Genomic DNA, 14,616 nt, shown 5'->3' with positions numbered 1-14,616 from the left:
AATGAGGATTAAACGGTGGCAAAATATAATCGACTTGATCAAATCATGGAGTATCTTAAAATTCATAATCTGGTGACAGTCGAACAATTAGTTGTGGCAACAGAAGCTTCACCTGCCACAATTCGTCGTGATCTAATTAAATTAGATCAACAAGGCGTAATAAGCCGTACCCATGGTGGGGTGACCTTAAATAGATTTATTCCTGCGCAACCAACAACTTCTGAAAAGCTACATAAAAGTTTTATCGAAAAACAGCGAATCGCAAAGACCGCAGCCCAGCTTATTAAAGCTGGAGATTCGATCGCTTTAGATGCCGGCACCACAACTCGTGAAATAGCCAAAAGAATTACCCAAATACCCGTTAGAGTTATCACTTCTGATCTGCATATTGCTCTTTTTTTGTCAGAGTTTAAGCAGATTGAAGTGACGATTATTGGCGGTAAAATTGATGACAGCAGCCAATCTTGTATCGGTGAACATGGGCGTTCACTATTGGAGCAAATTAATCCTGATATCGCATTTATTAGTTGTAACTCATGGAGCCTTAATAAAGGCGTTACTGCACCAACTGAAGATAAGGCTTTAATTAAATCTAGCTTTGCCGCTAAAGCCGATCGAGTAATATTGGTCGCCGATAGTAGTAAATATAATTGTCACTCGTTATTTACTGCTATTGCCCTCAATCGCTTTAGCGATATTATTACAGATAGTCACTTAGATGCTGAAACGAAACATCTTTTACAATCACAGCCGTTTAAGTTGCATATTGCAAGTTAATAAGATTTTACTTTAATTTCAATGATGCTAAATACAATCATGATAAGCGCCATGCTACCGGTCAAAGAGATTTGTAATTAGCAGTAAAACTTGATTAAGCAACAATCTCACTATCTACAAAAAAATAAGCAATTTCTCTTTGAGCGCTTGCCAATGAGTCAGATCCATGGACAGCATTTTCAGTTACACTATCAGCAAAATCGGCACGTAGAGTGCCGGCATTAGCTTTAGATAAATCTGTTGGTCCCATTAGATCACGATAACGCTTAACAGCGTCTTCACTTTCCAGTACCTGCACAATAATTGGGCCGGATGTCATAAATCTAATCAGATTATCAAAAAAAGGTTTTCCTTGATGTTCGCCGTAAAAACCTTCCGCTTGTTCTTTAGTTAATCGAAGCATTTTCAAGGCTACAATTTTGAATTTAGCTTGTGAAATTCTCATTTCGATTTCACCAATTAGGTTTTTTTTCACCGCATTAGGCTTTATGATTGATAGTGTTTTTTCTATTGTCATGTTTCACCAATCCTGTTAATCAAAGGTAAATTTGATTCGAACAATTTGTCCGCTTTCATCTATTACCAGCAATTTATGATTTCCTCGTTTAGTTATCGGTAATGCAATCTTTTCATTACCTTCAGATTGGACAATAAAGTTGCCATCTAAAAACCACGTTTTTTTACCATACCCCCCATCGGAATTTAAATCAATAGTCACTTGAGTTTCGCCCGGTAGCGCTCTTATCAATTGTTTTTCTTCCAGTCCGTCAACGCTCAGAGGAGAAAATATACCTTGTCCCATAACAGGGCAATTGGGATCAACCGGTGGCAATAGGTTTTCTCTACGTTCTTTCGATAATAACCAGTTATCCAGTGAAACAGGCCATAAGGCTAATGTTTTCTTTTTAGCGCCTTCACAGTCAGAGGCAACACGTTTATTTTCTTCATTGACCCAAATATCTACCCAGCCAGAACGATAAGCACTATTTTTCAGTTGATTTAATGTGGCAAGTGTTGGTGGCACCATATGATTAAGTACAAAAGCTCTTTTTTGTCGGTGACAATTTTCGTCATCAGCAGGCAATGGTTGCCCGATTGGCCAACAAATTGACTCTACCGTCACTGAATCGGGTTGTTTAAACACCGGAAGTGGGCGATTAAGTCGCCTTTCTTTATTAAGCAATAATGAATTTACCTGCAATAAAATCGGTAAGGCTGATACAGAGCCATATTGTCCTAAAACTGGCGTTCCGTCGGGGCGCCCTATCCATACACCCACGATATAGCGTGGGTTAATTCCCACAGCCCAAGCATCACGATAGCCATAACTTGTACCGGTCTTATATACCATTTGTTTGACATTTCCCAGCATTTTCTGGATCATCCATGCACTACCTTCTGAGATAAGCGGACGGCTCGTTAATGGCTCATTTTGGATAAAACGCAGTGAGCTGGCATTACCTTTTCGAGCAAAAGCACTATAAGCACTCACAAGTTCATCCATTCTCAATGAAGCACCACCCAAAATATAGGAAAGATTAGGAATATTTTCGATTGAGGATAAATTCAAGCCAACAGAAGCCAGTTTACCGGTAAACCGTTTAGGTCCATAGAGTTCTATTAATTGCACTGCTGGCAGATTTAACGATTTTTTAAGTGCTTCAGAAGCGCTAACTGGTCCATAAAAACCGTCATCAAAATTTGTCGGCCGATAATCTGTACTCATACGCGGAACATCTTGCAATAGCGATTCAGAATGGATCATACCTTCATCGATAGCAAAGGCGTACATAAAAGGTTTCAAGGTTGAACCGGGTGAACGTAAAGCACTGATCATATCGACCTGTCCATACCTATTTTGATCATTAAAATCAACAGAGCCGATGTAAGCTTTAACGTTCATATCGGTATGGTCTACAACCAAAATAGCCATTGACGCATTAGGCGGTAACTGTTTTTTGCGGTTAATGACCATATCCTCTAAATTTCTTTGCAATGACAAATCGATAGTTGAATGGATAATTTCATCATTTGGATACTGTCGTGAAAGTCGATAAGCCAATAACGGGGCATTTTTTGGCGCTTCACGAGGTTTAACCCAAACTTCATCTTGTCTAGTTTGCTCGATAATCTCTTTAGGCCATACTTGAAATTCTTCCATACGATCTAAAACTTTATCTCGAGCTTGCTGAGCACGCTCAGGATACCTGTCAGGACGCAATCGACTAGGAGCTTGAGGTAACACCGCAAGTAAAACAGCTTCACTACGACTTAACTTACTTGGTGGTTTGCCAAAATAAGACCAACTGGCCGCACCGATACCTTCGATAGTTCCGCCATAAGGGGCATGGTTTATGTATAAGTTAAGAATCTCTTTTTTACTATAATGTAACTCTAACTGTAGCGTTCGAAAAATCTGCTTAAGTTTGCCCGTTAGCGTGCGATCATGAGGATATAACAATCTGGCTACTTGCATTGAAATCGTGCTACCGCCAGATACGATTCGATTATTGCTGATATTTTGCCAACCAGCACGAAATAAGGATATCGGATTGACACCAAAATGGTTGTAAAAGTGGCGATCTTCATAGTTCAATAGCACATCAAGGTAGTAATCGGGTACTTCTTCAAGAGTGACCGGATAACGCCAAATGCCATTTTCATCAGCAAAGCGCCATAAGGGTGTATTATCTTGCGCAACAACCGTTTGAGTATTTTTCTTAGCTGTTACAGAAATTGGAAAAAGGAAATCTGCAATAAAAAAAACAGCGATTAAAAAAAGGATAAAAAGTACAAAAAACTGAAAAATTTTCTTAAGACGCTTTTTCATTTTTAGCTGTCACATTTAATTAATAAAATTATTTTAATTATAAAAATACCGCCAATTATTATTGGCGGGTATTTAATTGTTTGTATCGTTCAATCACTTCAATTCATTGATACTGACTGATTATTCAACTTCCGGTTGTTCCGTTTGATCGGATGTAATTGTAATAATTTCCGGTGATTGGCCAATAGCAAATATCGATGGGCGATACATAGACTCAACATATGGATTTGGTACCACAAAATTACCCGGTGTCACTGCTCTTACAAGATATGCGACACGCTTGTGATAAGTATATTGGCCATTACTTGTGTAGCCATCAACATCAACTGCCGCCACATATCTATCATCGCGGAACTCTTGATATTTCACATTACTGCTATCTTCACCATCGAGTAAGTTAGCAAGTTGAGGTAGTGATGATAGATTAATACTGCTATTAGTTAAGTTTTGATTTTCAAGTTCTAAACCAGCAGGTAAGTAATCGATAATCATTGCATCAGGAATATCTTTTTTGCTTGATACTTCTAACACAACCGCCATTAAACTATTTATTTTTAATTCAGAAGGATCAATTTTATTGCCTTTCAAATCATAATAACTACGTTCAATTTTAATCTCATTACCTGTTTCTGTTGGTACAGGTGGAATTTTATTATAACCAGATACCGTCAATTTAACATAAAGCAGTTTATCATTTTCTGTATTGGTTAGGGTTAATCCATCAATGAGATCATCATAGTCATAAGATTTGTTTAAAGTTGAACCCGCATTTTCGGTTTCCGAATTAATTTTAAACGTAAAACTATCTTTACCACTATTTTCCTCAACTGACAGACCTGCAATAAATAAAGCCCCCAATTCTTGAGTTGATAAATAACGATTATCCATGAGTAAATCGGATAAAGTAACAAGATAATCAGAGATATTATTAGAACTTATTTGGTTACTAACTAATAATGACAATACTAATGCATTATCACGTATTTCACTGCCATAATCTCCAACCCATTCATCTGTATCTTGATAAGAAGTCTTCATTGCTGTTTGAAGCATATCTTCATAGATTGTTTCAAAACCCGCTTTTTTAGCCGCAACAGCTAACTGCAAGACAGGTAAAGGTGATATTACGAAATTCTCGTCGTTTCTTTTGACTTGTTGATACAAAGAATTGATTTCGTTACGCACCGATGAGTCAAGTTGATTTTGTTTAGCTAATACCATTAAGGCATAAGCTTTAATAGCAAGTTGATTATAATGAATGACTTTACGACTACGATAATAATTATCTCTATCATCTATTGATGAGTTGTCATAAACATATTTTTTAAGTTGAGAAACTGCTTTGTCAAGTGGATACCAAGGAACGTCATAGCCTCGTTCTTTCGCTTCCAACAAGAAGTCTGTTGCATACACAGTTAGCCAAAACTCTTCTTCACTTTCACTACTCCACAATCCAAAACCGCCATTATCTCGTTGCATACCTAATATGCGTGAAATGCCTCTTTGAATTTTCGAACGGCGAGTTTCATTTGATTCCGTAGCAATTCCCATCGCTGCAAGAGCGGAGTTATTAGCAAATAAAGAAGGATATAATCCGCTAACGGTTTGCTCTAAACAGCCATAAGGGTATGCATATAACTCTTTAATGTATTGTGCAATATTAAGTGGTGGTGTAGTTGAGACAACCAATTTTGCATCAACTGAATTACTAATCAAATCATTTAAGACATTAGTATCCATTTTCCACTTCTCGCCACTATCAAGTGCAAATACATAATTTATGTTAGTAGGAGAATAACCAGGTCTGACACCGATTGTCCATTGATCATTAGTTTCATATTTATGATTTTCATCACCTATTTGTTTAATATTGGTATTTACAGAAAAATGCCCTAAACCATAATCGGCGGTAACCGGAATGTATATGATATCTTTTTGTAGACTATCAAGTGTCACTTCAGTTGTTTGAGATAAATCCGGGAATATTAACCCATCACTTGAAATGTTTACTTGCAAAGTTTGCTTTTCATCAGTCATATTATGTAACTTCAAAGCTAATAATGCTTTATCGCCACCTGCCATGAATCGCGGTTTAGTTAACTCGACAACAATCGGTGCTGCAATGGTCATAGTTTGTTCAGCTTTACCAAAACGGTCATCATCCCATGCTTGCGCCATAATGCGTAGTTCACCATTAAATTTTGGTAATGGTAAGTCAATTATGCCTTCGCCATTCTCATCAAGTTGAACGGTATCGAGTTGTTGAGCAATAATTTTAACATCATTTAGTGGTTTCTTCTTACTGTTTTCAAATACGGCATCACCACCAAAGCTGAGATTTACATTTCGACCAGAGCCTTCAATTAATCTGCCATAAACATCATAGTAATCAACATCAAAACGTTTACGACCTAAGAAGTAGGCATAAGGATCAGGTGTGGCAAAATTAGTAATATTTAATACACCAGAATCCACTGCTGATACCAGAACAGTTATATTGCTATCTTCCTTAATAAATTGTTTATCCAATTTAATTTTAACCGGAATAGTTTGTTCAGGCTCTGTTTTTGCTGGTAAATCCATAGTAAAAGTTAATTGGCGTTCGCTAGTATCGATAGGTAAATAAAGTAAACCAATTGCACGTTTTACTGTCTGAACTTTACTATCAGTTGTCGGGCGTACGATCATCGCATTAATGTAAACATCATGACGTTCCCAATTTTCAACTGGTATTTCAACCTCAAGCCCTTGTTCATCAATCGTGATATCTTTCTTCCAAATCGTTCCATCATTAGTTTCGAGTGAAATATAGCCCGAACCTGCAACTGGTGCTTGAACATGAACTTTAGCTATATCGCCTGGTTTATAGCCTTTTTTATCAATACTTAATTTCACTTGATCTGGGCGTAAAGCATTTGTACCATCAGTATTATCTTGCCAATCATAGCCTGACCAAAAACGCAAGCTTGATTTCGCACCTGTTTTGTTATCAACAACCTCAATTAAATATGAACCATATTCATTAGGTTGAAAACTTACTCTTGCAACATTATCAGAGGCAATCGATAATTGTTCTTCTTGAACGATAAACTGATTGGTTTTATATTCTTGTCTCCATCCACCATAATTCTCCCAAGACCAATAATAATTACGGCGTTCTCTGATAATGCGTGTGGTAAGATTATTGGTCGCCAATTTTTCACCGTCGGTATTGATGTACGCTATATCAAATTCAGCGGTCTTATCCTTATCTATTGTGTAGCGTTCATTATAACTATCTGATCTATAATTATAATATTCGCTTTTAGAAAACATTGGACGGATAGCTGGCATGTTTTCTGTTGGCCAAACCTGTTGAGTTGCATTACGAGTAACAGGTCGACCGCCAGGATCGAGTAAACTAACTGACACACCAATTAATGTTGGTTCTTTAAAGTCTTCTGATGAAGTCTTTATTACTGTCTCACCATTTGAATCTAATTTTTTTTCTTCATCGAAAAGTTCATCAAAATCTCTATCTTCAATATACTGACCTATTATGAAATCATTTAAACCGGCAAGCTTATCAATTTTTTTCATGTATGCTCTTACTTCAATCGTATTGCCCGAAGTTGGAGCCCCATATAGATAACGACCTTTAATATCAAATTTAACATCTTCATTAGCTAATATAGGTTTAGATGACGACGAATTAATGTCCAAAGCCATTCGTTCCGGCAAAAATTCTTCTACATTAAAATAGGTAATATTTTCTTTATCATCACCCACATTAAATTGAAGCGACCATTTACCGGTTGCTGCATCAAGAGGGATAGTATATTTGAATTGATATAATCCATGGTTATCAGATTGACTTGGTATAGAACCATTCCCAATAGATCGTCCTTCTGGTGTTTTTATTTCAACAACAATTGGTTGATCAGGTAATATCTGACCGTCGGCATTACGCAATAGCGCATTGTAAAAGATTGTTTCACCAGGACGATATAAATCACGAGGACCAAAAACAAAAAGTTGTTTATCCCTATATCGATCACCGGAAAGATTAAAATCCGTCAGATTTAAACCATTAAATCTGACGTCAACAAATGAAATTTGCTGATCATCGCTTGCCGTCAAATAATAATAACTGCTATCTGGCATTGAAATTTCTGCATAACCTTCTGCATCAGTTCTTACAGTGATAGGGCCGTTACTATCATCAATGCTATGTAATGTTATTTTAACATTGCCTAATGGTGCTCCATCATCTAGTGCATGGGTCATTACCAGTAGATTTTTATTTGAATACTTATGAACTGAAATACCAATATTACTAATTGAAAAAACAGAGGATGGAGCGGCTCTGACGAGATCGCCAGTCTTAGTCATTATCGCTAAATAGACACCTTCTTCTTTAAGCTCAGGTATATTAGAAATATTAATTAACATATTTTCCTGAACATTTGGTTTAGGATTTAGCTCAAAGCGAGAGGAATAAACTAAATCGAAATATTGTTTCATATGCTTAAAATCATAAGCATCAACAGAAGTTGATAGACCACGCATGTTCGATAAAAAAGAGACGAATTTTTCTGGCTTCACTTTAAAAAAATTAATATCAACTTTATTGACATTCAACGTTGTTACAGGGATTCCACTCATTGATTTACTTGGTAGTAAAATACCTGAACTAGTAAATTTGATGATAGGCTCGCGAGAACTTGTCGTCAAATAAGTTTGATAAACACTTTGTAAATGACTGTCATTGATGCCTGATAGCAATTTATCAATTGTTAATAGTAATCTACGATTTGGTTCTAAATATCGAAGTCTTAATTGCAATCCATCGTTTGATAGTTCCCATGCACCATCAACAGTCCCTTTTTCAGTATCCACTAGTCTTAGTAAATTAGAAAAATTGAGTTGTGGATTAATAGGAACAGAGAAAGTAACGACCAATGTGCTTGAACCATCAATAATTGCTTCAGAAGCATCAATAACTTTCAATTGTTTGCCGTTATACTTTTGAATTAATTCAGATGTAGGCGAAAAATTCGGTTTGTTGGTGGATTGTTGTTCAGTGGGTGCAATAGAACTACTAGCCGACTGCATTTGGGAATTGTTATCGATTGGCTCACTTCCAACATTTTGATTCTGATTGCTATCATCGCAACCGGAAAGAGCCAGAAATACACTAAAAACAGCTAACTTCTTGATAAATTTCATTATTTCACCGTTCCTTAATTATTTTAATTTTCTTTGAATTATATATACTACTTTTTGTATATATTATGCACTGTACTGACCAATAGACAAAGCGCTTTCTAAAAAATTTTGAAAAAAAGAGAATTAATGAATAACCCTTTTGAGATAAAGATTAATTAGAATTCGAATCTTTGAGAGAAAACTCATCTAAATGGGCAAAACATAAGATGAGTTTTTTAGGATTTTTTAATGATTTTTGCGGTTTAAATTCAAGTAAGTTAACTTAATTAAAGCAAAGAATTAAAATTGACTCACTTTAGGCTTCGAAATTAATCTTTTTAAGATCAAATTTAAAATTACACCATAAAGCGGCAAGAAGAATAATCCACAAATCAAAATTTTAAAACTATAGTCAATTGCAGCAATCTCGATCCAATGATTGGCCATAAATTCGTCGCTACTTTGATAAAAGGCAATGGCAAAAAAGACGATAGTATCTATACCATTACCTAACACCGCTGATGCCGAAGGCGCAACCCACCATGCTTTATTTTTACGTAAATAATTAAACACAGTAATGTCCATAAGCTGCCCAACCAAATAAGCGGCAAAACTGGCTAATGCTATTCGAAAAACAAAAGTATTAAAATCAGATAAAGCTGAAAATCCCATCCAATGCCCTTCAAAAAACACAACCGAAATGGAATAAGAGAACAGTAATGCCGGTATCATAACAACAAAGATAATTTTTCTGGCAAGACTAGCACCAAATACCCGAATGGTTAAATCGGTGGTTAAAAAGATAAATGGAAAGGTAAATGCTCCCCAAGTGGTATGAAAACCGAAGATATCAAATGGGATTTGTACCAGATAATTGCTTGATGCAATAACTAAAATATGAAAAAAAGAGAGCCAGCAAAGCGCCTTGCGCTGCTGAGCTGAATTAAATTTGTTCTGAAGTGTTTCAGAGTGAATATTCAAATACATATTCGTTTCCTTTTTTAAATGGGGTGAGAGAACCCATAATCTTTAACGTAAAAATGATGTAATTAAGGTTAAAAATGTCGGATAAGCCGAATTTAATTACATCGATATCTAATATTTTTAAATTGTTATAAAAAAATGCTTTTTATATAAAATAAAAGCAATCAACCAACAAATCACGACAATGAATAAGGCATAGATAAAAGAACTGGGATAGTTTCCAAAATATTGCGCTAAAACTTTTGAATACAGAAATTGTCGCAAACTGAGTGAATCAGAATGAAAAACCAGCGTCATTCTACGCGTTATAATCGAAATAATACCGGCGATAACAAAAATGAATAACGAATTCATGCCAAAGGGGATAAAACAATGAACGGCGTTTTTGTATTTTTTGATATCAATCAACCAAATTAATAAGGCAAATAAGACACAACCTATAGCACAAGTCACCAATACAAATGACGGTGACCAGATTTTTTTATTAATTGGGCAAATAAAACTCAAAATAAACCCTATTATTGAAAAAATTATTCCGTATTTAATCAAGATTTTTATTTTGTCGACATTGACATTAGTCGCAAATATTTGTTTGGCTATACAAAAGCCGATAAGGACTTGAGCAATGGCCGGAAAAGTACTTAATACCCCTTCCGGTTCAAAATACATACCATTATCCAGATACATACGCTCTTGACCCAAAATCATTCTATCGACTTTAGCAATAATGTTGTTATTTTTTTGCTCAAACCCGTCGCCCAAATATAAGATGAAAAAATAAAAGAATAATATTTGAACGATCAGAACAGGCAAATATTTTCTATCAAAACATAAAATAATAAGAGAAGAAAACAAATAACAGATCGCTAAACGTTGTAAAATGCCCATAATTCGGATTTGATCTATGCAAGACAAAGATTCAACCATCCGCTCATGAAACGGCAGCCAATTAAAATGCTTATACAAAGCAAGAAAACCCGAAAACCAAGCAATGAATAATCCAATAGCAAAAATGATCAGCGTTCTTTTCAAAATTTTAATTAGCAGAATCTTATTAAGCTTAAATTCTAATTTATTTAAGGAAATATAAGTCGACACTCCCATAATAAACATAAATAATGGAAAGATGAGATCGGCAAAAGTCAGCCCGTTCCATTTAGCATGCCTAAGTAAAGGATAAATAGCATTTGGCGACCCGGGATTATTCACTAAAATCATTCCTGCAATGGTCATTCCTCGCAATACATCCAATGAGACTAATCGTTGATGATTGTCAGACATGCATTTCCCCTTTAAATAATGCTATCTAGTGCTATGGGTTAGATACTCATTTAACCCTTTTTCACGTAACTCGCAACTAGGACACTGACCACATCCGCCGTCAACCCCATAATAACAAGTGTGAGTGTGTTGCCGGATATAATCAAGATAACCGAGTTTATCAGCCATTTCCCATGTTTGCGCTTTAGTCAGATACATTAATGGGGTGATGATGTTAAACGTGTAATCCAAGGCTAAATTCATCGAAACATTCATGGATTTAATAAAGATATCTCGACAATCCGGATAACCACTGAAATCGGTTTCACATACGCCAATAATGATATCTTTAATACCTTGCTGTTTGGCATAACACCCGGCTAACAATAAAAATAGCATATTACGCCCGTCAACAAAGGTATTAGGATAATTCCCTTCTTGAGCTGATTTAATCTCTTGCGAGTCATCAATCAAGGCATTATTGGTCGTTTGTTTAATCACTGAAGTGTCAATGACGGTTTGCTTTACACCAAGATCGTCAGCAATCCATTTGGCTTTTTCAAGCTCAATGGCATGTCGTTGACCATATTGAAAGCTGATTGTTTCAACGTTTTCACGCCCATAATCAGCAATTGCTTGCAGTAGGCAAGTGGTCGAATCTTGCCCACCAGAAAATATCACAAGTGCTTTACGATGTTGCATTAAAAATTTCCTGTTAGGATGATGAGATTAACGATTATCGACTTTTTCAGGATAAAGATCGTGATTAGCTAAACGATTAAGCGCAATTTGTTCCCAGTTAGTGCCGAGTTTACCGTAATTTGCATATGGATCGATAGAAATACCGCCACGAGGTGTAAATTTACCCCAGACTTCAATGTATTTTGGATCCATTAATTTAATCAAATCTTTCATGATGATATTAATACAATCTTCATGATAATCACCATGATTACGGAAGCTGAATAAATAGAGCTTAAGTGATTTACTTTCGACCATTTTAATATTCGGCACATACGAAATATAAATCGTCGCAAAATCAGGTTGACCTGTGATAGGACAAAGGCTGGTAAATTCCGGGCAATTAAATTTAACAAAATAGTCATTACCGGGATGTTTATTGTCAAACGTTTCGAGAATTTCCGGACAATAGGTAGTTGGATAGCGAACAGACTGATCGCCTAGTAGTGTAACGTTACTCATAATTTTCCTTAGTTTTTTTGCGTGGGAGGTTTACGAACCACGTGATAAGGCGCACACCTTACCTTTTTTTGTTCTAAAAGTCCAGCCTGCTTGTGAATAACTAACCATAACGGTGTGAAGGCAAATTACATTGGATTTAAATTAAACTGGATTTACATAGAAAACGCCGTCATTTTGCTTATTCAATATCAATGCGTATTAAGTTAATGAGTTGTCATCTTAAGCAAAATAACTCACACCGTTATTCTGCTTAGGATGACTAATTTGTAGGATAATAGAGATTAAAGCTTGCAAAAATAGCGTTTATTTCGATTTCAGTTCTTTGTAAAAATTGTCTAATTTGTCTTTAGCTTGCGCTAACTCTTTTTCAGCATCATTTAATTTCGAGGTTTTTTGGGCAATTTTTTGCTCATCGCCTTTGAGTTTTGCTTCAGCTAAATCTTTTTGTCGTTCGGCAACTTTTTCAGTTTTTTCATTAATATCTTTTTTATATTCGGCCTCTAAACTATCATCATTACAATGCATTTTGACATTTAATAATGCTTTTTCTAATCCTTGAACACGCTCAAGATTAGCGGTTTTTTGTGCCTCAGCAATTTGCGCTTCAATCGCCTCTTTTTTGCCGGCACAAGTCTGCCCTTGATGATCATCAACGTTTGCTGCACAAACACCTAGGGTAAGTGTTGTTAAAAATGAAAGCAGTGTAAACTTACTTACAGACGACTTAATTATTGATTTCATAATGTTTCCTCTTAAGTTTATTTTCTTAACTGCACACAATCCACTTGGTGATTCTTACCTTTTGTTAAAATTAAACTGGCTCTTTCACGAGTCGGTAAAATATTTTCAATTAAATTTAATTCATTAATCTCGTGCCAAAGCCGGTTGGCAATATTAATCGCTTCTTGTTCCGGGAGCTGAGAATAGTGATTAAAATAAGAGTTAGGATCACTAAATGCCCCTGCTCTGAATTTTAAAAATCGATTGACATACCAATCATGTAAAAGCGACAACTCCGCATCGACATAGATCGAAAAATCCACATAATCAGAAACAAATACTCGATTATTCGCTTGCGGATAGTTAATGGTGCCTTGTAACACGTTTAAACCTTCTAAAATGAGAATATCTGGGCTATCAACAATAATCTCTTCGTTTTCAACAATATCGTAAACTAAATGTGAATAAACCGGCGCTTTAACTTTCGCTTGACCGGATTTTACATCGGCCACAAAGTTGATCAGCTTTTTAATATCATACGATTGCGGAAAGCCTTTTTTATTCATAATACCTCGTTCTTCGAGATATTTATTGGGATATAAAAATCCATCAGTAGTCACTAATGCCACTTTTCGATGTTCAGGCCAACGTGTTAACAGCGCTTGTAATACGCGCGCTGTCGTACTTTTCCCTACAGCTACACTACCGGCAATGCTAATGACATAAGGTATTTTTTGGCTTTTACCTAAAAATTTGGCCAATACTGCCTGTCGACTAAAACAGTTGTTAATATAATAATTGAGCAATCTGGATAAAGGTAAATAGATTTCACTTACTTCATCCATAGATAGATCTTCATTAATCCCTTGTAAGGAGCTTAGCTCGGTTGAGCTTAAAGTCATTGGTACCGCATTACGCAAGCTTGCCCACTCTTGACGGCTAAATTGCATATAAGGGCTCAAATGATTGTTCATGTTATATTCTCACTGCTTCACACTAACAAATTATTGGGCTCAGATTATACACAATTACCATTTTTTACAATCAGAATTTCACTCAGCGTGTTCATCATAGCTATATTTATCAGTTACTGTTAAAATATAGCAGGTAAATATTTAGTCAAAATTAGACAGAGATTGTATGTTAAAAAATAAATCGAAACAAAAACCCAAAAAAACGCGTCAAGAGATTAATGAAGCATCTCGTGAATTGAAGCGTAAACGCAAACACAAAGGGTTACCAAGCGGTTCGCGCTTTAATGGCGATAGTGACAATCGCCCAAAAAAGGCAAACTCAGTTAGTCAAGACCCTCGAATAGGCAGTAAAAAACCGATATCATTAGTGGTTGAACCACAAGCAACCCACACTCCGGCTGTTAAACAATCTAAGCCTGTTAAGCAAACCTTAACACCACAGCAAGAGCTAGAACAGTTGGAAAATGATCCAAAACTTGATCAGCTACTCGATCTGGTTGAACAAGATCATAAGCTAACTGCCGAACAGCAAAATTATCTGGATAAGCAGTTAAATCGTATCGATCAATTGATGCAAGAGCTTGGTTATACCGACGAAGATTTTGACGAATTTGAAGACGAGCTAGACAAGAAAGAAGATATAGTCAGTTTGTTAAAGCGCAATTAATTCATCTTAACCAT

11 protein-coding genes and 1 riboswitch are annotated in these 14,616 nt (G+C 35.9%); of the genes, 2 read left to right on the top strand and 9 right to left on the bottom strand.

Annotation, left to right across the window (positions count from 1 at the left end):
• Nucleotides 1-15 precede the first annotated feature (15 nt).
• Nucleotides 16-777, top strand: a complete 762-nt coding sequence (locus J3U74_RS02590; RefSeq protein ID WP_220217680.1) for a DeoR/GlpR family DNA-binding transcription regulator — start codon at nucleotides 16-18, stop codon at nucleotides 775-777.
• Between the two features lie 94 nt (nucleotides 778-871).
• Here the strand turns inward: J3U74_RS02590 and ndk are convergent, their stop codons facing one another.
• The 9 genes from ndk to coaA form a co-directional block, all read right to left on the bottom strand.
• Complete coding sequence (ndk, locus tag J3U74_RS02585) at nucleotides 872-1,294, bottom strand: nucleoside-diphosphate kinase (protein ID WP_220217681.1); 423 nt, start codon at nucleotides 1,292-1,294, stop codon at nucleotides 872-874.
• 15 nt (nucleotides 1,295-1,309) lie between these two features.
• Nucleotides 1,310-3,607: a penicillin-binding protein 1C gene (gene pbpC, locus J3U74_RS02580; RefSeq protein ID WP_267329143.1), complete on the bottom strand. Its 2,298-nt coding sequence runs from the start codon at nucleotides 3,605-3,607 to the stop codon at nucleotides 1,310-1,312.
• Nucleotides 3,608-3,727: 120 nt separating this feature from the next.
• Nucleotides 3,728-8,815, bottom strand: coding sequence for an alpha-2-macroglobulin family protein (locus J3U74_RS02575; RefSeq protein ID WP_267329144.1), 5,088 nt, complete (start codon nucleotides 8,813-8,815; stop codon nucleotides 3,728-3,730).
• Between the two features lie 279 nt (nucleotides 8,816-9,094).
• Nucleotides 9,095-9,781 (bottom strand): 7-cyano-7-deazaguanine/7-aminomethyl-7-deazaguanine transporter, encoded by a 687-nt coding sequence (locus J3U74_RS02570; RefSeq protein ID WP_220217684.1) that lies wholly within the window; start codon nucleotides 9,779-9,781, stop codon nucleotides 9,095-9,097.
• 117 nt (nucleotides 9,782-9,898) lie between these two features.
• Nucleotides 9,899-11,059 (bottom strand): acyltransferase family protein, encoded by a 1,161-nt coding sequence (locus J3U74_RS02565; RefSeq protein ID WP_267329145.1) that lies wholly within the window; start codon nucleotides 11,057-11,059, stop codon nucleotides 9,899-9,901.
• Nucleotides 11,060-11,080: 21 nt separating this feature from the next.
• Nucleotides 11,081-11,740: a 7-cyano-7-deazaguanine synthase QueC gene (gene queC / locus J3U74_RS02560; RefSeq protein WP_220217686.1), complete on the bottom strand. Its 660-nt coding sequence runs from the start codon at nucleotides 11,738-11,740 to the stop codon at nucleotides 11,081-11,083.
• A gap of 27 nt (nucleotides 11,741-11,767) precedes the next feature.
• Nucleotides 11,768-12,241 carry a preQ(1) synthase gene (gene queF, locus J3U74_RS02555; RefSeq protein ID WP_267329146.1) on the bottom strand — a complete coding sequence of 158 codons (474 nt, stop codon included), beginning with the start codon at nucleotides 12,239-12,241 and terminating at the stop codon, nucleotides 11,768-11,770.
• Nucleotides 12,242-12,243: 2 nt separating this feature from the next.
• Nucleotides 12,244-12,288: riboswitch (PreQ1 riboswitch) on the bottom strand.
• A gap of 256 nt (nucleotides 12,289-12,544) precedes the next feature.
• Nucleotides 12,545-12,982: a DUF1090 domain-containing protein gene (locus tag J3U74_RS02550; protein WP_220217688.1), complete on the bottom strand. Its 438-nt coding sequence runs from the start codon at nucleotides 12,980-12,982 to the stop codon at nucleotides 12,545-12,547.
• A gap of 17 nt (nucleotides 12,983-12,999) precedes the next feature.
• The gene (coaA, locus tag J3U74_RS02545; RefSeq protein ID WP_220217689.1) at nucleotides 13,000-13,935 is read right to left on the bottom strand and encodes a type I pantothenate kinase; all 936 of its coding nucleotides are present in this window, start codon (nucleotides 13,933-13,935) and stop codon (nucleotides 13,000-13,002) included.
• 166 nt (nucleotides 13,936-14,101) lie between these two features.
• Here coaA and yihI point away from each other — a divergent pair, with 166 nt between their 5' ends.
• Nucleotides 14,102-14,602, top strand: coding sequence for a Der GTPase-activating protein YihI (gene yihI / locus J3U74_RS02540; protein ID WP_267329147.1), 501 nt, complete (start codon nucleotides 14,102-14,104; stop codon nucleotides 14,600-14,602).
• The last annotated feature ends 14 nt before the right edge of the window (nucleotides 14,603-14,616 follow it).

It is taken from the genome of Gilliamella sp. B3892 (genome assembly GCF_026536305.1).
In the GTDB taxonomy this organism is placed as follows: domain Bacteria; phylum Pseudomonadota; class Gammaproteobacteria; order Enterobacterales; family Orbaceae; genus Gilliamella.
The sequence above is the reverse complement of the archived record's forward strand: the minus strand, read 5'-3'. Positions and strand labels throughout refer to the sequence as shown.

What these genes read in the sequence shown, in the direction of transcription:
- J3U74_RS02550 (WP_220217688.1), bottom strand. Translation starts at nt 12,982, where the DNA reads ATGAAATCAATAATTAAGTCGTCTGTAAGTAAGTTTACACTGCTTTCA.
- J3U74_RS02565 (WP_267329145.1), bottom strand. Translation starts at nt 11,059, where the DNA reads ATGTCTGACAATCATCAACGATTAGTCTCATTGGATGTATTGCGAGGA.
- pbpC (WP_267329143.1), bottom strand. Translation starts at nt 3,607, where the DNA reads ATGAAAAAGCGTCTTAAGAAAATTTTTCAGTTTTTTGTACTTTTTATC.
- ndk (WP_220217681.1), bottom strand. Translation starts at nt 1,294, where the DNA reads ATGACAATAGAAAAAACACTATCAATCATAAAGCCTAATGCGGTGAAA.
- queF (WP_267329146.1), bottom strand. Translation starts at nt 12,241, where the DNA reads ATGAGTAACGTTACACTACTAGGCGATCAGTCTGTTCGCTATCCAACT.
- yihI (WP_267329147.1), top strand. Translation starts at nt 14,102, where the DNA reads ATGTTAAAAAATAAATCGAAACAAAAACCCAAAAAAACGCGTCAAGAG.
- J3U74_RS02570 (WP_220217684.1), bottom strand. Translation starts at nt 9,781, where the DNA reads ATGTATTTGAATATTCACTCTGAAACACTTCAGAACAAATTTAATTCA.
- coaA (WP_220217689.1), bottom strand. Translation starts at nt 13,935, where the DNA reads ATGAACAATCATTTGAGCCCTTATATGCAATTTAGCCGTCAAGAGTGG.
- queC (WP_220217686.1), bottom strand. Translation starts at nt 11,740, where the DNA reads ATGCAACATCGTAAAGCACTTGTGATATTTTCTGGTGGGCAAGATTCG.
- J3U74_RS02575 (WP_267329144.1), bottom strand. Translation starts at nt 8,815, where the DNA reads ATGAAATTTATCAAGAAGTTAGCTGTTTTTAGTGTATTTCTGGCTCTT.